This window comes from Peribacillus asahii (assembly GCF_004006295.1).
GTDB lineage: Bacteria > Bacillota > Bacilli > Bacillales > DSM-1321 > Peribacillus > Peribacillus asahii_A.
This window is the reverse complement of sequence record NZ_CP026095.1, coordinates 3,635,387-3,649,895: the sequence shown is the minus strand read 5'-3', so window position 1 is coordinate 3,649,895 and position 14,509 is coordinate 3,635,387. Positions and strand designations below refer to the sequence as shown.

Below are 14,509 nucleotides of genomic sequence, written 5' to 3'. Positions count from 1 at the left end.
TTGTTATGAGACGCTGTTGTAATCGTTTTATCAACCATATTGTTTAACACATAGCCTATGTAAAAGTAAGCGAGAGACCCTTTATGGTTTCTGGCTTATTTTTGTTTTAATGTAAGATGGAAAACGTTTCAGCTTATCATTCTCGACAAGAAGATGAATACTATACTTGTTCGAGAAGGTGGGATGACTTTGCGGACGTTTTCTTTATTAAAAGGTTTGCCGGTTGTTGATAAAAATGGAGAAAAAATCGGTATGGTTAACGATTTATGTATATCTGAAGCTGGGATTATTACAGGACTTGTTGTGCAGAAGCAAAGATTGTTCAAAAAAAATGTCTATGTAGCGTTAGATGACGTATCTTCTTTTGGTCCTGATGGAGTCATTGCAAGCGGTGAGTTTGAAGAACAAATTCCAGAAGTGGACATGTTGCTGAATAAGGATGCAATGTTAGGAAGAATGATGCTTTCAGAAATGGGCGAGGAATTAGGATTGCTGCAAGATGTATGTTTTTTGGAAAAAATGGGCACGATTGTAGCATATGAAACAACGGATGGTTTTTTTTCAAAAAACAAGCTAATCCACTCAGAAGAGCCGCCTATATGTGGAAAAGATGCCATCATTGTTTCAGTATCAAAACAGTGAGGTGTCCATTTTGGAAATTATATGTCCGAATTGCCGCAGTAAAGATGTCGGAAAAATCGGTGTGAACCAGTATTATTGCTGGGGTTGCTTTATTGAAATGTCGCTCGCTAATGGACTTATTTCAACGCATCAGGTCGAAGAAGATGGAAGTCTTAGCTCCCTAGATGATTTATTTGAGGAACATGATCGCCGCTTCACGATGTAAAGAAAAGAGGTGCGAGAGATGGCCAGACGAAATGTCGCAAAAACGATTAATAGAAGCATCAAAAAAATGAGAAAAAAATTAAAAGCAATGTTGTAATAGAAAGCAGCCTCCGCAAATATGCATGGAGGCTGTATTTTGTATGAATACTTGCTAATCATGAAGATTATCCTGCCAAATTCAACACAAAACCTGCTAATTTCCATCATAAACGCATGAAACGTCAGCTTGATTCAAAAACTAAGCTGGGAGGCATCATTTGTGGATATTCGCTTAAAATGGTTTTATCGACTGGGATTTATGCTGCTTTTGTTTATTGTTTTTTATATTTTTATGAAATTGAAGCCGATGTGGGGCCCCGTTTTGTCCGTTATGCTGGTTGTATTACTTCCCTTCATAATCGGTGCATTTATTAGCTATCTATTACACCCTGTTGTTGAAGCGCTTCATCAAAAAGGCGTAAGGCGAGGGCTGTCTGTTATTATTATTTATTTACTTTTCTTTGGAGGTTTAGGGTTTGGGATTTATAAAGGCATTCCAATCATGATGAATCAAGTAGAAGAGCTTTCTGACAATGTTCCTGTTGTAATGGAACAATATAAAATGTGGATGAAGAATCTGGAATATCAAACGTCTAATTGGCCCATTGATGTACATGAACGAATTGAAAGAGGAATGGATGTACTTGCAATACGTATGAATACCTTTTTAAATCATTTAATGAATTATGCAATGAAAGCATTTGATTTTTTGGTGCTTATTGCCCTAATTCCTTTCATTGCTTTTTATATGTTAAAAGATTTTGAGTCGTTAAAGAAAATGATTTGGTATATTACACCGAAGAAATGGCGTAAGCAAGGTCGTGCATTTTTACGCGATGTCGACATATCGCTTGGTGGCTATATTCGTGGACAGCTATTTGTGTGCGTGGCGATTGGAGTTGCTGCCGCGTTATTGTTTTGGTTATTTGATATGAAGTATCCGTTGCTGCTTGGTGCCATTATCGGGATTACGAATGTGATTCCATACTTTGGGCCAATTTTTGGAGCGGTTCCGGCCATCATTATTGCAGCGACATTATCAATCAAAATGGTGATTACGGTTGCGATTATTGTGCTCGTTTTGCAATTTTTAGAAGGGAATGTACTATCTCCGTTAATTGTGGGGAAAAGTCTGCATATGCACCCGTTATTCATTATGCTTGCCTTGCTAGCAGGCGGTGAAATAGGGGGAATTATCGGTATGATTGTATCGATTCCAATCCTTGCTATTTTAAAAGTTTTTGTTCTTCATGCACGTGTTCACTTCGGAAAGAAGGAGCCGCTTGTTGACAAATAAAATAGTAGTGAATAAAATACAATACATAAGATAATTCGTTGAAGGATCAAGTATGCTGAACACTGTCTACTAGAGAGAAATCCCCTGGGCTGAAAGGATTTTAGATAAAGAGCAGCAGAAAGCTAGTCCAGAGAGCAGCTAATACCTGCCGTTACGCCGCGTTAAGGCTAGATGAAGGTGATGGACAGGCAAGATGTCCATAATCAGGGTGGTACCGCGAGCTAACTCTCGTCCCTGTTTTTTAGGGATGGGAGTTTTTGTATGCCCAAAATTAAAAGGAGGAAAAAATAGATGAAATATTTAACTGGTGCACAGATACGCCAAATGTATCTTGATTTTTTTAAAGAAAAAGGACATAACATTGAACCGAGTGCGTCACTTGTTCCGCATGAAGATCCATCTTTATTATGGATTAACTCTGGGGTAGCGACGTTGAAAAAATATTTTGATGGACGAGTGATTCCAGAAAATCCAAGAATTACAAATGCGCAAAAAGCAATTCGTACAAACGATATTGAAAATGTAGGGAAAACAGCGCGCCATCATACATTCTTCGAAATGTTAGGAAACTTCTCAATCGGTGATTATTTTAAAGAAGAAGCAATTACATGGGCTTGGGAATTCCTTACAGATGAAAAGTGGATTGGTTTTGATAAAGATAAACTAGCTGTAACGATTCATCCTGAAGACGATGAAGCATTTGAGTTATGGAATAAGAAAATTGGGGTTCCAGCTGAGAAAATTATTCGTTTAAAAGAAAACTTCTGGGATATTGGAGAAGGCCCAAGTGGTCCAAATACAGAAATTTTCTACGATCGCGGACCAGAATATGGTGACGACCCGAACGATCCAGAATTATATCCAGGTGGAGAAAATGAACGTCATTTAGAAGTATGGAACTTAGTTTTCTCTCAATTTAATCATAATCCAGATGGTACATATACACCGCTTCCAAAGAAAAATATTGATACAGGTATGGGCCTTGAGCGTATGGCTTCTGTCGTTCAAAACGTACCAACGAATTTTGATACAGATTTATTTATTCCAATTATTCGTGCCGTTGAACAATTTACAGATGTGAAATATGGGGCAAATAAAGAAACCGACGTAGCGTTTAAAGTCATTGCCGACCACATTCGTACGGTAACATTTGCAGTAGGTGATGGTGCGCTCCCATCTAATGAAGGCCGCGGCTATGTATTACGTCGTTTACTTCGTCGTGCCGTTCGTTATGCAAAACAAATCAACATTAACGAACCATTTATGTTAGAATTAGTGCCCGTTGTTGGGGAAATCATGAAAGACTTCTATCCAGAAGTGCTAGAGAAAAAAGACTTTATTGCTAAAGTTGTGAAAAACGAAGAAGAGCGATTCCATGAAACACTGCATGATGGATTAAGCATTTTATCTGAAGTGATTAAGAAACAAAAAGAGCAAGGGCAAAGTATCATTCCAGGTGCGGATGCGTTCCGTTTATATGACACATATGGTTTCCCAATTGAATTAACAGAAGAGTATGCAGAAGAAGAAAACATGACCGTTGACCATGACGGCTTTGAGAAAGAAATGGAAGCACAACGTGAACGTGCACGTGCTGCGCGTCAAGATGTAGATTCTATGCAAATTCAAGGCGGCGTTTTAGGTGATGTGAAGGTTGCAAGTGAGTTTGTTGGGTATGAGAAACTTCAAGTAGAAGCGCAAGTTGTGGCAATCGTTAAAGACGGTGAGCTTATTACAGAAGCGCACGAAGGCGAAGAAGTTCAAATTATTTTAGATCAAACACCGTTTTATGCAGAAAGCGGCGGTCAAATTGCTGATACAGGAATGATTACTAGTGAAGCTGTACAATTAGCTGTACAGGATGTTCAAAAAGCACCGAATGGACAAAATCTTCAACGCGTAACAGTCGTTGCTGGAACATTATCGGCTGACGCACAAGTTACGGCAACTGTTGACTATGCAAACCGCAGCGAAATTGTGAAGAATCATACAGCGACACATCTTTTACATCAAGCATTAAAAGATACACTCGGTACACATGTTAACCAAGCGGGTTCCCTTGTGCAGGCAGAACGCTTACGTTTTGATTTCTCACATTTTGGTCAAATTACACCAGAGGAATTGGAGAAAATTGAGGCGATTGTAAACGAGAAAATTTGGCAAAGCTTAGAAGTAACAATTGATTTGAAAGATATTGACGAAGCAAAAGCAATGGGGGCAATGGCTCTATTCGGTGAAAAATACGGTAAAATTGTCCGTGTTGTTCAAATTGGAGACTATAGCTTAGAGCTTTGTGGTGGTTGCCACGTACCAAATACAGCGGTAATCGGTCTATTCAAAATTGTTTCAGAAAGCGGAATTGGTGCTGGAACTCGTCGTATTGAGGCTGTAACAGGAGCTGGAGCTTACAAATTAATGGCGGATCAAATTACGCTTTTAAAAGAAGCGGCGTCTAAACTAAAAACGAATTTGAAAGACGTACCAGCACGTATTGATGCCGTGTTAGCTGAAACGAAAGAACTTCAGCGCGAAAATGAAAGTTTATCTGCGAAGTTAAGTAACATTGAAGCTGGAAACCTTGTTTCAAATGTAAAAGAAGTGAATGGTGTTAACGTATTAGTTGCGAAAGTGCAAGATACAGACATGAATAACTTACGCGTCATGGCAGATGATTTAAAACAGAAATTGGATTCTGTTGTTCTTGTACTTGGTTCTGCACAAGGTGACAAAGTAAACTTAATTGCAGGTGTAACGAAAGATCTTATTGATCGAGGCTACCATGCAGGAAAATTAATTAAAGAGGTAGCTACTCGCTGCGGCGGTGGCGGCGGTGGCCGTCCAGATATGGCACAAGCTGGCGGGAAAGATCCAGCAAAATTGGATGCAGCACTTGATTTTGTCGAAGAATGGGTACGTTCACTTTCATAATCGGTAAGAAATGTTGTACAATGTATATTATGGAAGTCTCTACGTAGAGGAGAGGTGCATGACCATATGAGTTCCTTTGATAACACGATGAAATTTAGTTTTCCTGAAGAACCATTTGAAAGAGATGTACAGGAAGTATTATTTCAAGTGTATTCTGCTCTTCAAGAAAAAGGGTATAACCCAATCAATCAGATTGTTGGCTATCTATTGTCAGGTGACCCCGCTTACATTCCACGTCATCAGGATGCGAGAAATCTAATTCGTAAGCTTGAACGGGATGAAATTATTGAAGAGCTGGTCAAATCGTATTTAAAGAATCAGCGAGAGGAATACTAATGCGTACAATGGGACTTGATTTAGGTTCAAAAACGCTTGGCGTTGCAATTAGCGACGCCATGGGTTGGACCGCACAAGGATTGGAAACAATCAAAATTAATGAAGCAGTAAAAGACTTTGGCATAAAACGGCTTGGAGAAATTATTCAAGAGCATGAAGTGTCAAAAATCGTACTCGGTCTTCCCAAAAATATGAACGGGACGATTGGACCGCGCGGAGAAGCAAGTCAAAATTTCGCAGCGTATTTAGAAAAGAAATTCAAACTGCCTGTCGTGTTATGGGATGAACGATTAACTACAATGGCTGCCGAACGAGTGCTGCTTGAAGCCGATGTGAGTCGGAGTAAACGCAAGAAAGTTATTGATAAAATGGCGGCTGTCATGATTCTGCAAGGTTTCTTAGACAATCAAACAAATTCTCTTTGAGGTGAAAAAAAATGGAACATGGTGAAAATAATATTACAGTAGTAGACGAAAACGGAAATGAGCAACTTTGTGAAATTTTGTTCACATTCGATTCTGATAAATTTAACAAATCATATGTGCTATACTACCCGATTTCTGATAATGAAGATGAAGAAATCGAAATTCATGCTTCTTCTTTCACACCAAGTGAAAATAACGAAGATGGTGAACTTGCTCCAATCGAAACAGATGAAGAGTGGGATATGATTGAAGAAATGCTGAACACGTTTTTAGACGAAGAAGGCGAAGAGTAAGATGCGGGCTGATCCTCTTAATGGGGATCAGCTTTTTTTGTATGAAACTATTTAATTATATTATTGATAAAGTGAAACTTTTGTCAGTGGGGCTCCTCATCCCAGTTAAGTGTGAGATAAAATGATTTTTTCCTTCTTTTCCCCTCTTTCCTCTTAAGATAGGGGCTTATTGCCTGTTAATCTGCGATAAATATGTAGGATAAATTGTATAATTTCGTAAAAGTTATGTATTTGCTGTTTTGTTTTAGTATAATATTCGAAGTGATTATTTCTATAAATAATCAATTTGTGTTGTGGTTGTGCAAGGGGGGAATGAAGATGGACTCAAAGCAATCTAAAAAGGAAAATATTAGAGAGAAGTTATTAGAGCAGCAAGAGGATGCTCAATTAGTTCGAAAGATTGTTCTTCGAATTATGATCGCGATGATTGTGATAATAGGAATAACAGGAATAGGCGGTTATTTATATGTCAATTCAGCGCTAAAGCCGCTGGACCCAGATGATAAGAAAAAGAGAACGGTAGAAATTCCAATTGGTTCTTCTGTTAGTTCTATCTCTAACTTGCTAGAAGAAGAAGGAATTATTAAGAATGCACGAGTGTTTAAATATTATATTAAATTTCGCAATGAATCTGGTTTTCAGGCTGGGAAGTATTCATTATCTCCGTCGATGACGCACCAAGAAATTATTAACAGCATTAAGACCGGAAAGATGATGAAAGAGGCGGCTCTGAAGATTACGATTCCTGAAGGCAAGCAACTGGTCCAAATCGCCGAGATTGTAGCCGAAAAAACAGATCAAAATCCGAAAGAAGTATTTAAGAAACTAAATGATAAAAAATTTATTCAAAGTATGCGAGATAAGTTCCCTGCTTTATTGACAGACGATATTTATGACAAGGATATTAAATATTCACTTGAAGGATATTTATTTCCTGCAACGTATGATTTTGAGGAAGAGTCTCCATCGTTAGAAACCGTTATTTCAAAGATGCTTAAACAAACAGAAGAAATGTTAACTAAATATGAAGAACAAATGATAGAGCAAGATTACTCTGTCCATACGCTGTTGACAATGGCTTCTCTTGTGGAAGAAGAAGCAACAGAAAAAGTCGATCGTGCTAAAATTGCTTCTGTTTTTTATAATCGTCTAGATAAAGGGATGCCGTTACAAACAGATCCAACGGTGCTATATGCAAAAGGAGAACATAAGGACCGCGTTTTTTATAAAGATTTAGAGATTGATTCTCCTTATAACACCTATAAAGTGAAAGGCTTACCACCAGGACCGATTGCTAATGCTGGTGAGATGTCCATTAAAGCAGTGTTAGAGCCCGAAAAGACTAAATACCTGTATTTCTTAGCAACTCCTGAAGGGGAAGTGCTGTATTCGAAAACATTGGATGAGCATAATGTGAAGAAAGCAGAACATATTACAAATCAATAATAAGGGATTAGGTATTCTCACTAAATATTTCATCAGAATAAATCGTCGGTTTGAAAAGCAAGATTTATTTTTATATGATAGAATAAGACAAGTGAAAAAGGACATAATGACCTTTTGGCTCGGCAGTTGCCGAGTTTTTTCTAGTGTAGGCCGATTAGAGGACTCCAAAAGTCTAGTCGTCGCAAATATTAAGAATGTACGACCGTGCTTAAGGGACCGTACGTATTTGGAGGAACAGATTTTGAACGGAAAAATAGATGAATATCTTCAATCATTAATTCCAGACCGGACTGGATTACTGAAAGAGATTGAAGAATTTGCAGAAGCAGAGCATGTCCCGATTATGGAGCCGGAAGGGATTGCGACTTTATTACAGTTTTTACGACTTCAGCAGCCGCAAAAGATTTTAGAACTAGGGACGGCGATTGGATATTCAGCCATTCGCATGGCGATGACTTTGCCAAGTGCTCGTATTGTCACGATTGAGCGGATTGAAAAGCGAATCGAAGTGGCGAAGCAAAACTTTGAGAAGTCTGGTTTGAGTAATCGTATTACCCTTGTTGAATCTGACGCATTGGAAGCCTTTGAGGTTGTGAAGGACCATGGACCATTCGATTTAATTTTTGTAGATGCAGCGAAAGGACAGTATCGTCGTTTTTTTGAATTGTATGAGCCGCTGCTAAGTGAGAGAGGAATTATCATTACAGATAATGTTTTATTTAAAGGTCTAGTTGCGGAGGATTTAGCTACTATTACCCCAAGGCGTAAACGCGGTTTAATTAAACGAATTCAAAATTTTAATACATGGCTGCTCAGTCATCCACATTACGATACGGTAATTATACCGATTGGAGATGGCATAGCCATTAGTAAACATAGAGGTGAACAAAATGAAAAAGCCTGAATTGCTCGTAACTCCAACAAGTGTAGCAGATATAGAACCGCTTATTAAGGCAGGAGCCGATGCATTCATTATCGGTGAGCAACGTTATGCGCTTCGCTTACCCGGAGAATTTACACGTGAAGATGTGAAGGAAGTCATTCAAATTGCTCATGCTGCAAACAAAAAAGTATATGTATCGATGAATGCACTTTTTCATAATGAAAAAGTAGATGAATTAGAAGAGTACATTGCTTTTCTAAAAGAAGCAGGAGTTGACCGCATCGTTTGGGGAGACCCGGCCGTGTTAATGGCAGTCCGCACTGCAGCGCCAGATATGCCGTTGCACTGGAATACAGAAATGACGGTAACAAATTGGTATACAGCGAACTATTGGGGACGTCGCGGCTCAGTTCGTGCTGTCGCAGCTCGTGAAATTAATATGGATGCTGTAATTGAAATGAAAGAACATGCTGAAGTAGAAATTGAAGTACAAGTGCATGGAATGACGTGCATGTTTCAATCTAAGCGAACATTGCTTGGAAACTATTTCGAATACCAAGGGAAATCACTAGAAGTAGAAAATCGTACACAACAACGCAATATGTTTTTACATGACAAAGAGCGTGAAAACAAATATCCGATTTATGAAGATGAAAACGGGACACATATTATGAGCCCGAACGATATCTGTATGATTGACGAGCTCCAAGAATTAGTTGAAGCAGATATTGATTCGTTTAAGATTGATGGGATTTTAAAAACACCAGAATATATTATTGAAATAACGAAATTATATCGTCAAGCTATTGATTTATGTGTAGAAGACGTAGATCGTTATGATGAAATGAAGAGTGAGCTTTTTGAAAAAATTGAAGCGATTCAACCGAAGAATCGTGCGTTAGATACAGGATTTTTCTTTAAAGAAACAGTTTATTAATACAGGAATGAGGAGGAATAGCCTTGAACGCTATTGCTGATAAAATTTCCAAAATTATTGATGGAAAAAGAGTCATTGTGAAAAAGCCGGAGCTGCTAGCACCTGCCGGAAATTTAGAAAAATTAAAAGTTGCTGTGCACTACGGTGCAGATGCTGTTTTTATTGGTGGACAAGAGTATGGTTTACGTTCAAATGCCGGAAACTTTACATTTGAAGAAATGAAAGAAGGCGTTGAATTTGCGAAAAAGTATGGAGCAAAAGTATATGTAACAACGAATATTTTTGCCCATAATGAAAATATTGATGGGTTAGAAGAATACTTAGCTGGTTTAGAAGAAGCTGGTGTACATGGTATTATCGTAGCGGACCCATTAATTATTGAAACATGTAAGAGAGTAGCACCGAGTGTGGAAATTCATTTGAGCACTCAGCAATCATTATCGAACTGGAAAGCCGTTCAATATTGGAAGGAAGAAGGGCTGGAGCGCGTTGTACTTGCTCGTGAAACAGGTGCTGAAGAAATTCAATTAATGAAGGAAAAAGTCGATATTGAAATTGAAGCCTTCGTGCATGGTGCGATGTGTATTGCTTATTCTGGCCGCTGTACGTTATCTAATCATATGACGGCTCGTGATTCTAACCGTGGTGGCTGCTGTCAATCTTGCCGTTGGGATTATGATTTATACGAGCTGGATAGTGATGGTGAAAAAGCATTATTTGATGAAAAAGATGCTCCATTTGCTATGAGTCCAAAAGACTTAAAATTATTGGAGTCACTGCCAAGAATGATTGAAATTGGCGTGGATAGCTTAAAAGTAGAAGGACGAATGAAGTCGATTCACTATATCGCAACTGTTATTAGTGTATATCGTAAAGTGATTGATACGTATTGCGCGGATCCAGACAACTTCTCAATTAAGCAGGAATGGTTAGATGAATTGGACAAATGTGCGAATCGTCCGACAGCTCCAGCGTTTATGGAAGGAGATATTCCGGGGTATAAGCAGCAGATGTTTGGGAATCATAGCACAAAGACTCGTTTTGACTTTGCAGGGCTTGTGTTAGATTATAATCCGGATACTCAAATTGCTACATTACAACAGCGAAATTTCTTTAAGCCAGGGGATGAAGTAGAATTTTTTGGTCCAGAAATCGAAAACTTTACGCAAAAAGTAGGCGTCATTTTAGATGAGAAGGGCAATGAACTAGACGCTGCTCGTCATCCGTTGCAAATTGTTCATATTAGAGTAGATTACCCTGTATTTGTTAACAACATGATGCGTAAAGAAAATGAATAGGACGTATACATGGACAAAGTGTTAAACAAAATCTTGAATAAAAGTCTATTTTGTAATAACATAGCATAAATAAAGATAGGTGAAATTTTCCTGAATTCTACTGCTTTTCTAAAGTCTATGTTAATGAATATTGTGGATGTATACGATTTTTCGCTCATTCGTGTGAAACCAACCGCTGTTTTACACGTCTTTCAGCTCTGCTGAAAGTTAAATGGGCCAACAATCAACAATGTTATTTAACAAAACCTTTGTAAAAAGACTAGACAAATGAGGGGAAAGGTCATACTCTATCTTAAAGACAGTGAAATAATCGACTGCTTCTTTAAAGGCAGTCGATTTATATGCTAGGATTTCCCTAGTAGATAGCGCGTCCTTTTACGAGGTCGCGCACTTATATATATTCGACTTGTTTGAATTAAAAAAGTACATATACATCACGGGACCTTTGTATCTGTGAGAACTTGAAGGAGTGAAGAGTTTTGGCTATAGAAAAAGTATTTCCGATGACAAAAGAAGGTAAAGAGAAATTAGAGCAAGAGCTTGAACAGTTAAAAACAGTAAAACGTAAAGAAGTAGTGGAAAGAATTAAAATTGCACGCAGCTTCGGAGATTTATCAGAGAACTCTGAGTATGATTCTGCAAAAGATGAGCAAGCATTTGTAGAAGGCAGAATTACAACCCTTGAAAATATGATTCGCAATGCGAAGATTATTGAAGAAAGTGATTTAGATTCAGATACGGTTTCTCTTGGGAAATCTGTTACATTTATTGAGCTTCCAGATGGAGACGAGGAAACGTATACAATCGTTGGTAGTGCAGAAGCAGATCCGTTTGAAGGGAAAATTTCAAACGATTCACCAATTGCTCAAAGTCTAATTGGTAAAAAAGTGGGCGACCAAGTAACAGTACAAACACCAGGCGGCGAAATGCAAGTAAAGATTACTTCTATTCAGTGATTTTTCTGCAAATAAATGAGTAGTAAAACGCTGTCTTAGAACATCATGAAATCTTTGCCGCTTCCAGGTAAAGATTTAGGCAAAAAAGCAGATTTGTTTGATGAATCTGCTTTTTTGTCATTTGGAGACTTATAAAGTGAAACTTCCATTAGTAGGGGCTTTCTATTCTTTAAGTATGGGATAAAATTTGAAAATGGTAGACCATCTTTTGATATCCAGTGCAAGCGAACTCAGGTTAATTGGTGAGTTTTCTAATGGGGAAAGAATTAAATTGTTTAATCGCGTCAACAATGGTAACGAGGTGTTGTTGGATGCATAAACGACGAATGATAATCGTTGCCACGATATTAATGGTATTAATTATCACCTTAGTTGGCCGGCTCGTACAAATACAGCTGGTTGCGACAGAATCGTTTTCTAAACATCATGTAAATTTAATTGAAGCGAGTGTGAAGCAGCGTTCGCAAGTATTAAAGATTGATGATGGAAGAGGAAAGTTTTATGATCGAAATGGAAAGCCGCTAGCTCATGAAGAAATTCCAACGCTTGTACTCTTTCCGTTTTTAAGTAAAATGACATGGCCCGCTGATGAAGTGGCGCGTATTGTTGGAACTTCAGAACAAGCACTGATTACCGCAGTCGAAAATGCAAAAGAGCCTTTTGCATTTGGCGGGGATACGCCAATTCAGTTATCATTAAGTCAATCAAAAGCTATTAATGAATTAAAAATCCCAGGCGTGTTTGCGGTCAATCAGAAAATTTACGGAGAGGATAGGCTTGCTGCTCAATTAATTGGTACGACGGTTAAATCGGATGCGCTAAAACTGGAGCGCTATCCCGATTTAAATTTATCCGCTGAAACGAGAATTGGAGATAAGGGTTTACAGCGAACATTTGATGAGTTTTTACTATCGGAAGGTGAATCTAAGCTTGTGTTTCATGTCGATGCAAGCGGCGGCCCTTTGTTTGGAGTCGATGTGAAATATGTGGAGCCTGCGAACCCCTTATATCCTGTTAAAGTCATCACAACTATTGATAGGGAGATTCAAGAAAAAGCAGAAGCACTTGTTGACCAATATAAGATTACCAATGGCGGGCTTGTTTTACTAGATATCGAAAAAAGTGAGATTGTTGCGATGGTATCACGTCCAGCACTTAAAAAAGATGACCCAAATGGAATAGGCTCAGTCAATATGATGACGACACAAAAAGCCCCAGGTTCGGTGTTTAAAACGATTACGGCAGCAGCGGCAATCGATTATGGTGTCATTCCATCTAATCGAATGTTCAATTGTGACCTGACGATTGAAGGAAAGGTTGATCAACAACGTCCGTTAGGCATGCTAAACTTTAAAAATAGTTTTGCTCAAAGCTGCAATCGAACATTTGCTGAGCTTGCTACAGAAATAGCGGAAGAGAATCCTAACTTTTTCGAGGAATATGCTAAAAAGTTAGGAATCATCGGTCAAGTAGGGTGGAGCGGCGATGTATATCACACCCATGTTACCCAGCTTTATCGCGAGCAATCGGGAAAAGTTTGGCATGATCAAGCATTAAAAAAAGATAAGAAAATGATTGCCAAAACAGCGATAGGACAGCAGGATGTTCAGACGACACCACTTGCTATGGCAAATATGATGGCCACGATTGCGCGCGGCGCTAAAAAAGAGCAAGTAAAAGCGGTATCAAAAGTTGAGTTTAATAATGGGACAACAGTGGTCGATTTTCCAAATCAAAAGATAGAAGGAGAGACTATCTCACCTTATACAACGATTAAACTGCAGCAGTTGTTAAGAGGGGTCGTTACGGAAGAGAAAGGAACAGGTGCCTTGCTGCAGAACCTTCCTTATGAGGTTGCCGGTAAGTCAGGGACAGCTCAGACAAATCTAGAAACAGGCAAGTTAAATAAATGGTTTGCTGGCTATTTTCCATATAAAGAACCAAAATATGCACTTGTAACAGTTAGCTTAGATACAACGGAACAGTCAAGCAGTATGACTCCACTATTCGCAGACGTTGTGAAAGTGGTTCATCAACTTGAGTCCCAATGACGAAAGAAGTAGGATGCGATTTACGGATAGGTCATGTTAAAATAGAGAGAGAAAAGATAAGATAAGGGGGTTTATATTTTGGCTTCTCGTCTTGGTCGACATGATAAAAAGCGAAAAATAAATAAATTTTACAACATTGCGATTACGATTGTATCTTTACTTATTGTGATTGTTGCTATTACTATTTTCACCAATAATGATGTAGATCCAGTATCTAAAGAACAGGAAAAAACAACTCCAAAAGAAGAAGTAAAGGAACCAACACCAGAATCGGAACCGGAGGATAAAGGGAAAGATGAAACTGAGGAAGCGGTTACTGAAGAAGCAGAAGAAGAATCAGAGTCAGAGTCAGAAGAGGAACAGACTGACGGTGTTAAACTTGAACAAATAGAAGGTAGTGGAGATGCCAATGTATTAAATACGTACACAAGCGAAGATTGGCAGCCGATTGGAACGGAGCAAACTGGTTCACATACGACAAGCTTTGAAAAAGGCTCTAAAGATTGGAATGAAATGACGAAGGCTATTGCTTACGGAGCTGGGTTAGATGAAGGAAGTATGCGCCTTTGGTGGTTGAAAAATGGAGGTTCCCCAACTACAGCCATTGGTACTGTATCAGAAGGGGATAATCCGCAAGCTTATCGCGTGTATATTGAATGGGTTGATGGAGCTGGCTGGAAGCCTGTGAAGGTGGAAGAATTAAAGGAAAATGATAGAGGCAGATAATAGTCTTTAAACAAAGAGCCCTCAGGCTATGTGAGGGTTCTTTGTCAT

General features: G+C 38.6%; 14 protein-coding genes and 1 other annotated feature. All 14 genes read left to right on the top strand.

Annotated features, from left to right (window positions below):
• Positions 1-183: 183 nt before the first annotated feature.
• Positions 184-642 carry a PRC-barrel domain-containing protein gene (locus tag BAOM_RS18020; protein WP_373995345.1) on the top strand — a complete coding sequence of 153 codons (459 nt, stop codon included), beginning with the start codon at positions 184-186 and terminating at the stop codon, positions 640-642.
• A 16-nt stretch (positions 643-658) separates the two neighbouring features.
• A complete protein-coding gene (locus tag BAOM_RS18015; RefSeq protein WP_373995344.1) occupies positions 659-847 on the top strand; it encodes a hypothetical protein in 189 nt (62 codons plus the stop codon).
• Between the two features lie 258 nt (positions 848-1,105).
• The gene (locus BAOM_RS18010) at positions 1,106-2,182 is read left to right on the top strand and encodes an AI-2E family transporter (protein WP_127761463.1); all 1,077 of its coding nucleotides are present in this window, start codon (positions 1,106-1,108) and stop codon (positions 2,180-2,182) included.
• Positions 2,183-2,211: 29 nt separating this feature from the next.
• Positions 2,212-2,421 (top strand) — a binding site (T-box leader).
• A gap of 52 nt (positions 2,422-2,473) precedes the next feature.
• Positions 2,474-5,110 (top strand): alanine--tRNA ligase, encoded by a 2,637-nt coding sequence (gene alaS / locus BAOM_RS18005; RefSeq protein WP_127761462.1) that lies wholly within the window; start codon positions 2,474-2,476, stop codon positions 5,108-5,110.
• 66 nt (positions 5,111-5,176) lie between these two features.
• Complete coding sequence (locus tag BAOM_RS18000; protein WP_127761461.1) at positions 5,177-5,446, top strand: IreB family regulatory phosphoprotein; 270 nt, start codon at positions 5,177-5,179, stop codon at positions 5,444-5,446.
• Positions 5,446-5,871 carry a Holliday junction resolvase RuvX gene (gene ruvX, locus BAOM_RS17995; RefSeq protein WP_180319795.1) on the top strand — a complete coding sequence of 142 codons (426 nt, stop codon included), beginning with the start codon at positions 5,446-5,448 and terminating at the stop codon, positions 5,869-5,871. The genes BAOM_RS18000 and ruvX overlap by 1 nt, the downstream gene beginning before the upstream one ends.
• 11 nt (positions 5,872-5,882) lie before the next feature.
• Positions 5,883-6,164, top strand: a complete 282-nt coding sequence (locus BAOM_RS17990) for a DUF1292 domain-containing protein (RefSeq protein WP_119117440.1) — start codon at positions 5,883-5,885, stop codon at positions 6,162-6,164.
• Positions 6,165-6,476: 312 nt separating this feature from the next.
• A complete protein-coding gene (gene mltG / locus BAOM_RS17985) occupies positions 6,477-7,610 on the top strand; it encodes an endolytic transglycosylase MltG (RefSeq protein ID WP_127761460.1) in 1,134 nt (377 codons plus the stop codon).
• Positions 7,611-7,848: 238 nt separating this feature from the next.
• Complete coding sequence (locus BAOM_RS17980; RefSeq protein WP_252283573.1) at positions 7,849-8,514, top strand: O-methyltransferase; 666 nt, start codon at positions 7,849-7,851, stop codon at positions 8,512-8,514.
• Positions 8,501-9,430: a peptidase U32 family protein gene (locus tag BAOM_RS17975; protein ID WP_127761458.1), complete on the top strand. Its 930-nt coding sequence runs from the start codon at positions 8,501-8,503 to the stop codon at positions 9,428-9,430. Before BAOM_RS17980 ends, BAOM_RS17975 begins: the two co-directional genes overlap by 14 nt.
• A 23-nt stretch (positions 9,431-9,453) precedes the next feature.
• Entirely contained in the window at positions 9,454-10,728 is a 1,275-nt protein-coding gene (locus tag BAOM_RS17970; protein ID WP_127761457.1) for a peptidase U32 family protein, read from the top strand.
• A gap of 479 nt (positions 10,729-11,207) precedes the next feature.
• On the top strand, positions 11,208-11,684 hold the full coding sequence (gene greA / locus BAOM_RS17965; protein WP_127761456.1) for a transcription elongation factor GreA: 477 nt from the start codon (positions 11,208-11,210) through the stop codon (positions 11,682-11,684).
• Between the two features lie 311 nt (positions 11,685-11,995).
• Entirely contained in the window at positions 11,996-13,735 is a 1,740-nt protein-coding gene (locus BAOM_RS17960) for a peptidoglycan D,D-transpeptidase FtsI family protein (RefSeq protein WP_127761455.1), read from the top strand.
• Positions 13,736-13,813: 78 nt separating this feature from the next.
• On the top strand, positions 13,814-14,461 hold the full coding sequence (locus BAOM_RS17955; protein ID WP_164853279.1) for a YrrS family protein: 648 nt from the start codon (positions 13,814-13,816) through the stop codon (positions 14,459-14,461).
• Positions 14,462-14,509 lie beyond the last annotated feature (48 nt).

Coding starts and splice junctions, on each gene's coding strand:
- BAOM_RS18020 (WP_373995345.1), top strand. CDS start 184: ATGACTTTGCGGACGTTTTCTTTATTAAAAGGTTTGCCGGTTGTTGAT.
- mltG (WP_127761460.1), top strand. CDS start 6,477: ATGAAGATGGACTCAAAGCAATCTAAAAAGGAAAATATTAGAGAGAAG.
- BAOM_RS17990 (WP_119117440.1), top strand. CDS start 5,883: ATGGAACATGGTGAAAATAATATTACAGTAGTAGACGAAAACGGAAAT.
- ruvX (WP_180319795.1), top strand. CDS start 5,446: ATGCGTACAATGGGACTTGATTTAGGTTCAAAAACGCTTGGCGTTGCA.
- BAOM_RS17975 (WP_127761458.1), top strand. CDS start 8,501: ATGAAAAAGCCTGAATTGCTCGTAACTCCAACAAGTGTAGCAGATATA.
- alaS (WP_127761462.1), top strand. CDS start 2,474: ATGAAATATTTAACTGGTGCACAGATACGCCAAATGTATCTTGATTTT.
- BAOM_RS18000 (WP_127761461.1), top strand. CDS start 5,177: ATGAGTTCCTTTGATAACACGATGAAATTTAGTTTTCCTGAAGAACCA.
- BAOM_RS17960 (WP_127761455.1), top strand. CDS start 11,996: ATGCATAAACGACGAATGATAATCGTTGCCACGATATTAATGGTATTA.